Here is a 7,433-nt window from a genome sequence, read left to right as displayed (position 1 = left end):
GTCGTGGATCTGCGGCTGGACGGCGGCGTGATGGTGCCCGCGACGGTGCAGTACGCCGCCGGGCGGCTGGGCTTCGAGCCCGCCCCGGAAGGCGAGGAACGCTATCTGGTGTTCATCGGCACGGATATTTCCCTGCCGGAAGCGCCGTCTTCGTAAAGGGGGAGCTTGTGGGGCTGATCGAACTGGGCGGCTGGATGATGTGGCCGCTGTTGGCCGTCTCGGTGGCGGCGCTGGCGATTGTCGTCGAGCGGGCGCTGGTGTTCATGGGATGTCCGTTCCCGGACTCCCGTTTTCCCGGCCTCGTGCTGGAGGCGATGCGCACGGGCGACGTGCGGCCTCTGGCGGCCCGGCTGGAGGCCGTCCCCTCCCTGCGGGACTTCGCGGCGCTCCTGGGCTCGCCCCTTCCGAACCGTGAAGCCGCCTTGCGCCTCGCCGGGGAGACGGTGCTGGAACGGCTGGAAGCGCGGCTTTCCCTGCTGTCCGTGCTGGCGCGGCTGGCCCCGCTCATGGGGCTGCTCGGGACCATCCTCGGGATGATCACGACCTTCTCGCGCATCGCCGAGGCCCGCTCGGGCGTGGACATGTCCCTGCTCGCCGGGGGGATCTGGCAGGCCCTGCTGACCACGGCGGCGGGGCTGTGCATCGCCATTCCCGCGCTGTTTTTCCTGTCCTGCTTTCAAGGCAAGGTGCGCCGCGTGGCCGACGCCCTGAACAAGGCCGGAAACGCGGCTCTGCTGGCCGACGGCGGACGGGGCCTCACCGTTCGGGCCGGGGCGGAACCGATTCAGCCCGGAGACATTCCCCGTGGGGGCGGCACGGCACGGCCAACGCCGGAAGGCACGGCGGACGGGGCCTCTTGCCCGGAATCGCCGAAACCTCGCGGCAGCGTTCCGGAGGGCCGGGAAGCCCCGCAATGCCGGGATAACGCCGGGGAAGGGCTGCCGGACGGAGGGCGCTCATGCTGAACCTGCGGCCCAAGGCGGCGCGGGACGACGAGCCGGATCTCACGCCGCTCATCGATATGGTCTTCATCCTTTTGATTTTCTTCATCCTCGCCGCGTCGTTCGCGGTGCGGGGCATCGACCTCGACCTGCCTCCGGCGCACAGCGGGCAGGCGCTTTCCGGGCGCGTGGTGGAAATCCGGCTGCTCAGGGACGGCTCGTTCCTGTGCGAGGGCATACCCGTGGCCCGCACCGACATCCGCGCGAAGCTGCAAAGCCTCGTGCGGGACTTCCGGGCGCGCCCCGGACAGCTTGTGCTCAAGGCCGCGCCCGACGCGCCGGTGGAGGCGCTGGTCTTCATTGTGGACGAGGTGCGGATGCAGGGCGGGGAAAAGCTGCTCATCGCCACGGCCCAGCCCGATGAGCCGGGGCGCCCATGACGGAAAAGGAATGCCTCGCCGCCGGGATCGCCGTGTCCCTGTTCGCGCATTTCGCGCTGCTGATCGCCCCGAGGCCGCCCGAGCCCGAGCCGTCCTTCACCACCGTTGTCCAGATGGACATGGCGTCCCCGGCAGTGGCAACGAGCCGGGAGAAGGGCATCGGCATAGCCGCCGCCAGCCCGCGCGACATGGACAAGGCCGATGCCGCCGACCGCAAGCGGCAGGCCTTCCTGCGCTACCTCGACGACATCGACGAGGCCGTGCACGCCCGGCGTCTGGACGGCGGCGAAACCGGGCTCATCGGCGTTGCCGAATATATGTTCACCGTCCGGCCCGACGGGACGTTCACCGATCCCGTGCTCCGTGCATCCTCAGGTTCGCCGCAGCTCGACGCCTCGGCGCGCCGGGCCGTCCTCGCCGCCAGCGGCAAAGTCCGCCGCCCCGCCATCATCGGAACGGAACCCATCCCCGTCATTCTGCACGTCAAATACCAATACGGCCTCCGCTGATCGCGCCACCGCCCGGCAATCCAGCGGGATCGCACGGAGAGGGCAGGGTGGGGTTGACGGTGTAATGCCGTTTTCAGGCGCGCTCCAGCGCGGAGGCAGGCCGTTCCCGGGCCCGGGAACGGGCGGTTCCCGCGATGAGTCGGGTCTGCCCCGTCCCTTCCGGACGGGGCTTTTAGGAGCACCGGATAACGTTACGCCTGCAACATGCCCTGAATGGCCTTGACCAGAAAGGCCGTATCCGTACCTATGGCCGCGCCCTGATAGCCTTGTGCGAAGTATGCCCGGGCTTCCGGCATGGTGTTCGCGTAGATGAACGCCAGTTTGCCGGAAGCCCGGCAAGCCGCAATCACCCGGCCGAGAGCCTCGGCAAACCGCGGGGTGGCGAACCGCGCCGGAGCGCCCAGCGCCACGGAAAGATCATACGGCCCGACAAAAATGCCGTCGATGCCGTCCAGAGCGGCGATCTCCTCAATATGTTCCAGCGCTCCGGCGGTTTCGCACTGCGGCATGAGGATCGTGCGCTGGTTCGTGGCGGTGAAATAGTCGCCTATCTGCTTCAGCTCGGGCAGGAACCCGTATTTCGCGCTCCGCGAAAAAGCGAATCCGCGCGCTCCCAGAGGGTAATATTTCGCATATTCCACCAGCCTGCGCGCTTCTTCCACCGATTGCACGTCGGGGATGATGATGCCCCGCGCCCCGAGATCCAGCGCGTGGAGCACGGCGGCGCGCGAGGAATCACGCACGCGCACAAACGCCTCCGCGCTGTGGAGTTCGATGGCGCGGATCATTTCCCCCGTGCTCTCATCAGGGAAGGGCCCGTGTTCCGTATCGATGATGACATAATCCAGGCCGGACAGGCTCAGGCATTCCGCCACGGCGGGGCCGCCCAGATGGGAGAATGTGCCCACCACACCCTCGCCGGCGGCAAGTTTCTGGTCAAAACGACTCACCGCGCCGCCCTCTTTTCCAGAACCTCACGCATGAGGATAACGGCCCGTTGCAGGTTTTCCATGGAATTGGCATAGGACACGCGCACAAAGCCGTCGCCCATGGTGCCGAAGACATGGCCCGGAGTCATGGATACGCCCGCCTCGTCGATCATCGTGCGGCAGAAGCCGTCGCTGTCCATGCCTGTCCCGGCGATGTTCACGAAAATATAGAACGCGCCGTCCGGTTTGCGGCAGCGGCAGCCCGGCATGGCGTTCAGCGCCTCGACCATGAAGTCCCGACGGCGGCGGTATTCGGCCAGCATGTCCTTTGAGGGCCCTTCGTCGCCTTCCAGCGCGGCGATGCCCGCCGACTGGATGAACGTGGTCGGGCACGCGATATTGTAGAAGCTCAGGCGCATGATGGGGTCCATGAGCTTTACCGGGCACAGCATGTAGCCGATGCGCCAGCCGGTCATGGCGTAGTATTTGGAAAATCCGTTGAGGACGATGGTGCGCTCGCGCATCCCCGGAAGCGAGGCGATGCTGGGCGGCATGGGGCGGTCATAGGTCATGTCGGCATAGATTTCGTCGGAAAGCACCAGCAGGTTGTGGCGGATGGCAAGCTCGGCGACGGTGTCGAGCGAAGCCTGATCCAGCACGGAGCCGCAAGGGTTCGCGGGGCTGCAGATCAGGATTGCCTTGGTGCGCGGCGTGATGAGCGCCTCAAGCGTTTCCGCATCAAGCTGGAAGCCGTTCTCTTCGCGCAGCGGATAGGAAACAGGCTTGGCCTGCGCGATATGTGGGTCGGCAAAATAGATCAGATAGCCGGGATCGGGGACCAGAATTTCGTCGCCGGGGTCCAGATAGGCGAGCATGGACAGAAAGACGCCGTGGACCACGCCGGTGGACACGAGTATTTCTTCCGGCGCGTACTCGAGGCCATACCGGGTGCAGTGTCTGGACAGGGCCTTGCGGAGTTCCACGGTCCCGGCAATGGGCCCGTAATGCACTTCCTGATTGTCCAGCGCCTTTTTGCAGGCGTCTATGATGTGGGCGGGCGTGCCGAAATCCGGTTCGCCGAGTTCCAGATGGATGATGGAGCGCCCCTCCTGCTCCAGCTTGTCGGAGTAGGCGATGATGTTTCGTATGCTGGACAGCGGAGCGTTTTTCATCCGCTCGGACTGGCAAATGGCGCGGGTGGAACCGGTGGACATGCGATGCCTCGCTTGGTTGGCAAAATGTGCATGGAAAAGCTCCCCGTCCGATCCCGAACGGTTTTGGCCCATGCCTTCGGCGGGCCGCGTGCGGGGAGCCGGGCCTGGGAAGGGAGAGCCGTCAAAGCCTCCCTTCCACGGCGGACAAGCAATCAATCCACGTCAAGTTTGAGGACGCGGGCCATGTTTTTATACAGCAGGTTCGGCAGGATGCTCCTGTCGAAGGGCATGGCGACGAACAGATCCACGGCCTGCTTCAGCGGGATGTAGGGGTAGCCGCTGCCGAACAGGAACCGGTCCCGCAGGAAGCCGTTCGCCGCAGTCACGTAGTCCGCCGCGCCGGGCATGTTGTACATGTACATATCGGGGGCGAGGTACATGTTGGGACGGCACATGCAGCTGAACAGGACCTGAGGGACCCACGGGTACGACCCATGCATGTTCACGACGGCCAGTTTCGGAAAATCGCGGCAGACGCGGTCGATGTGCTCGGGGTTGCTGTAGGAGAGATCCGGCCCGTTGCCCCCGCCGCCCATCAGGAACATGGGGATGGAGCGGTCGGAGCAGTATTGATAGATGGGGTACAGCCGGGCATCGTCGACATACATGGGGATGGCGCCGCAGCCGGGTTCCATCCCCGCGCCGCGGAGGTTCCCGTTCTCCACCGTGCGCTCGATTTCCGCAATGGCGGCAACGGGATCGCTGCCGTCCACACCGGCAATGCCCACGAAGCGGCCGGGCTGTTCGCGCACGATGTCCATGAGGTCGTCGTTGGAGACGTTGCCCATGCCGGGGCTCTGGCGTCCGGTCATCACGCCCAGCGTCACGCCCGCGTCGTCCATTTCCCGGTACAGCAGATCCGCGTCGCGCTGCTCGACGGCGGGCGACACCTTCATCAGGAAATTGCTGCTCCAGCCCTGCGTCTTTTTCGGATCGCGGTACAGGTTGCAGCGGAGGTAGTCTTTCAGCGGGGGACGCAGGCGGGCATCAATGATAGTCATAGCGGTCAAGCTCCTCTGGAGTGTTTTGCGCGGTTGGGCGGCATCGTTGGGGGGAAGGGCCGTTCCGGATATTTCTCCGGGTGGAATCCGGCAGCGGCGTGCGCCGGGAGATTGGGTCGGAGAACTACGGGTTGGACATCACCGCCCATGTTCCCGCGCGGGCTTGTTATGGGACAGTCAAATCTTGTTCCCCCGGGCGGCTATGGGGAAGCGGGAGCCCGCCCGGAGGCGCGGCCGGGAGCCGGAAAGGGGAGTCACCCGCTTCAGGCCGCGAAACTTTTCAGTTCATGTAGCCCTTTTCCTTGTAATAGCGCACCGCTCCGGGATGCAGGGGGTACACGACGCCCTGCCATGCCTTCGCCGGATCGATGGAATTCCATGCGGGGTTGGCGAGGGCGATATCGTCCCTGCCTTCGATGATGGCCTGCGTCAGGCGGTAGGCGCTTTCCTCATCCAGATTGTCGCGCACGATGATGGCGTTGGTATCCCAAAGGGTCGTGACGTCGGGGCCGACCTTGCCCTTGTAGAACTCGGCGGGCAGGGTTCCGACGTTGCAGCCGAGGATGGCGGCGACCTTCTTGGCGATGCCGGGTTCGATACTCAGGAACTTCAGGGGGACGCTGCCGGACACGTCGACGATGAACCACGCTTCGCCGGGGCCGATCCAGACGAACACGTCGATCTGGCCGTCCTTCACCATGTTGGCGATGTCGTCGAAGCCGTTGGTGACGACCTTTCCGCCGTTCTTCTTGATGTCGTCATAGGTGATGCCGTATTCTTTCAGGATGTTGCGGAAGATTTTTTCCGTTGAGCCGCCCGTGGAGCCGACGCCGATGTTGACGTTCTTCATGGTCTTCAGATCGCGCAGATCCTTTACCGGCGAGCTGACGGGCGACACGATCTGATAGTTGATGCGGTCCCACAGGTTGGCGACCGTGGCGATGCCCGTGGGCGTGGGGGCCTTATAGGGTTCGAGGCCGGTCTTGAAGGCGTTCAGCATACTGTTTTCAGCCACCCCCATATCCGCGGCGCGGGAGGCCAGACGGGGCGCATTGGTCGCACCGCCGCCGGGGAGCATGGTCACATCCGTTCCGGGGTTCATGTTCGTGTACGCTTTGCCGACGGCTCCCATGCCGATGTACCAGGTGCCGCTGGGGTTCGCCGCCGACACGCAGCGCAGGGACTCCGCGGACTGGGAGGGCATGGCTCCGAGCGCGAGCAGCGCGCAGGACAGAAGCACTGTTTTGAGGAAATGGTGCATACATGTTCTCCAAAAGGTTAGAGGTGGTCAAAAAACGCCTTTCAAACAGGCGGCCGCCGTTCGGGGACGGCTCAGGCCTGATTGAGATCGGGTTGGGGAAGCGCCTTGCCACGGCGGAGGTACTGGAGCATACCGATAAAGAGTATGACGCCCAATCCGGCGAGGTCGCTGTACATTTCGGGGTAGAGCAGGGCTATGCCCGCCGCGAGCAGAAGCACACGTTCCCACAGGAAGCACCGGGCCATCAGATAGCCCTGCATACCGCCCGCCAGCGTGACGACGCCGATGAACGATGTGACGAGGGCCTGCGCGACGTGGGAGAACTCGCCCGTCAGGAGCAGGGCGGGCTGGAAGACGAAGATGAAGGGGATGATGTAGGCGACGATCCCCAGACGGAACGCCCGCCAGCCCGTCTGCATGGCGTTGGCTCCCGCGATGGATGCCCCCGCGTAGGCGGACAGGCAGACGGGAGGGGTTATCTCCGAAAGGATGGCGTAATAGAGGACGAACATGTGCGCCGACAGGGTGGGGATGCCGAGCTTCATCAGGGCCGGGGCGCCCAGCGTCGCCACGATGATGTAGGCGGGTGTGGCGGGGACGCCGGTTCCGAGGACAAAGCAGGTGAACATCAGCAGGATCAGCAGCAACAGGATGTGGAACTGCCCCAGATCGGTGATGATGCTGATGAACTTGTAGCCGATGCCCGTTATGGAAACGATGGCGACGATGATGCCCGCGCAGGCGCTGCACGTGGAGATCATGAGCGCGTTGCGCGAGGAGAGTTCCAGCGTGTGGTAAAGGCTCTTCGGCGTGAACCGGGTTTCCGCGCTGAAACAGGAGACGACGATGACCGACGCGATGGAGATGAACGCGGAGGAAATGACGCTCCGCCCCGATACGAGCAGGCCGATCAGCACGATGATGGGCAGGATGTGGTAGGTGCGCCGCAGCACGCTGCGCGGATCGGGGATCTGGTCGGCGGGGATGATGCCGATGTTCTTGTTGACCGCTTCAAAGTGGATCATCATGAGCAGCGAGAAGTAGTACAGCAGGGAAGGGAGCAGGGCGGCCTTGGCGACGGCCAGATAGCCGGCCCCGGTCACGTCCGCCATGACGAACGCCGTCGCGCCCATGATGG

Annotated in this window: 8 protein-coding genes; 3 read left to right on the top strand and 5 right to left on the bottom strand. The window is 64.6% G+C overall.

The window, feature by feature from the left end; all coding sequences use genetic code 11:
• Positions 1-167: 167 nt before the first annotated feature.
• From HMPREF0178_RS17955 to HMPREF0178_RS17945, 3 genes are read left to right on the top strand one after another with little or no spacing between them, the layout of a single operon-like run.
• Positions 168-965, top strand: a complete 798-nt coding sequence (locus HMPREF0178_RS17955) for a MotA/TolQ/ExbB proton channel family protein (RefSeq protein ID WP_009369012.1) — start codon at positions 168-170, stop codon at positions 963-965.
• The gene (locus HMPREF0178_RS17950) at positions 959-1,381 is read left to right on the top strand and encodes a biopolymer transporter ExbD (protein ID WP_009369011.1); all 423 of its coding nucleotides are present in this window, start codon (positions 959-961) and stop codon (positions 1,379-1,381) included. The genes HMPREF0178_RS17955 and HMPREF0178_RS17950 overlap by 7 nt, the downstream gene beginning before the upstream one ends.
• Positions 1,378-1,890 (top strand): energy transducer TonB, encoded by a 513-nt coding sequence (locus HMPREF0178_RS17945; RefSeq protein ID WP_009369010.1) that lies wholly within the window; start codon positions 1,378-1,380, stop codon positions 1,888-1,890. The genes HMPREF0178_RS17950 and HMPREF0178_RS17945 overlap by 4 nt, the downstream gene beginning before the upstream one ends.
• A gap of 191 nt (positions 1,891-2,081) precedes the next feature.
• Here HMPREF0178_RS17945 and HMPREF0178_RS17940 read toward each other — a convergent pair whose 3' ends face one another.
• The 5 genes from HMPREF0178_RS17940 to HMPREF0178_RS22190 all read right to left on the bottom strand — a co-directional run.
• The gene (locus HMPREF0178_RS17940) at positions 2,082-2,840 is read right to left on the bottom strand and encodes an HpcH/HpaI aldolase/citrate lyase family protein (RefSeq protein WP_009369009.1); all 759 of its coding nucleotides are present in this window, start codon (positions 2,838-2,840) and stop codon (positions 2,082-2,084) included.
• Positions 2,837-4,033 (bottom strand): pyridoxal phosphate-dependent aminotransferase, encoded by a 1,197-nt coding sequence (locus HMPREF0178_RS17935; protein WP_009369008.1) that lies wholly within the window; start codon positions 4,031-4,033, stop codon positions 2,837-2,839. The genes HMPREF0178_RS17940 and HMPREF0178_RS17935 overlap by 4 nt, the downstream gene beginning before the upstream one ends.
• Positions 4,034-4,185: 152 nt before the next feature.
• A complete protein-coding gene (locus HMPREF0178_RS17930) occupies positions 4,186-5,034 on the bottom strand; it encodes an amidohydrolase family protein (RefSeq protein WP_009369007.1) in 849 nt (282 codons plus the stop codon).
• A 280-nt stretch (positions 5,035-5,314) separates the two neighbouring features.
• Positions 5,315-6,295 carry a TAXI family TRAP transporter solute-binding subunit gene (locus HMPREF0178_RS17925; protein ID WP_009369006.1) on the bottom strand — a complete coding sequence of 327 codons (981 nt, stop codon included), beginning with the start codon at positions 6,293-6,295 and terminating at the stop codon, positions 5,315-5,317.
• Between the two features lie 71 nt (positions 6,296-6,366).
• A partial coding sequence (locus HMPREF0178_RS22190) for a TRAP transporter fused permease subunit (RefSeq protein WP_039959343.1) occupies positions 6,367-7,433 on the bottom strand: 1,067 nt, incomplete at its 5' end.

Origin of the sequence: Bilophila sp. 4_1_30, from assembly GCF_000224655.1 — a bacterium.
Taxonomy (GTDB): Bacteria; Desulfobacterota; Desulfovibrionia; order Desulfovibrionales; family Desulfovibrionaceae; genus Bilophila; species Bilophila wadsworthia.
The sequence above is the reverse complement of the archived record's forward strand: the minus strand, read 5'-3'. Positions and strand labels throughout refer to the sequence as shown.

Bases quoted from the DNA above. Each gene is read 5' to 3' on its own strand.
- HMPREF0178_RS17950 (WP_009369011.1), top strand. From the start codon at position 959: ATGCTGAACCTGCGGCCCAAGGCGGCGCGGGACGACGAGCCGGATCTC.
- HMPREF0178_RS17945 (WP_009369010.1), top strand. From the start codon at position 1,378: ATGACGGAAAAGGAATGCCTCGCCGCCGGGATCGCCGTGTCCCTGTTC.
- HMPREF0178_RS17935 (WP_009369008.1), bottom strand. From the start codon at position 4,033: ATGTCCACCGGTTCCACCCGCGCCATTTGCCAGTCCGAGCGGATGAAA.
- HMPREF0178_RS17930 (WP_009369007.1), bottom strand. From the start codon at position 5,034: ATGACTATCATTGATGCCCGCCTGCGTCCCCCGCTGAAAGACTACCTC.
- HMPREF0178_RS17925 (WP_009369006.1), bottom strand. From the start codon at position 6,295: ATGCACCATTTCCTCAAAACAGTGCTTCTGTCCTGCGCGCTGCTCGCG.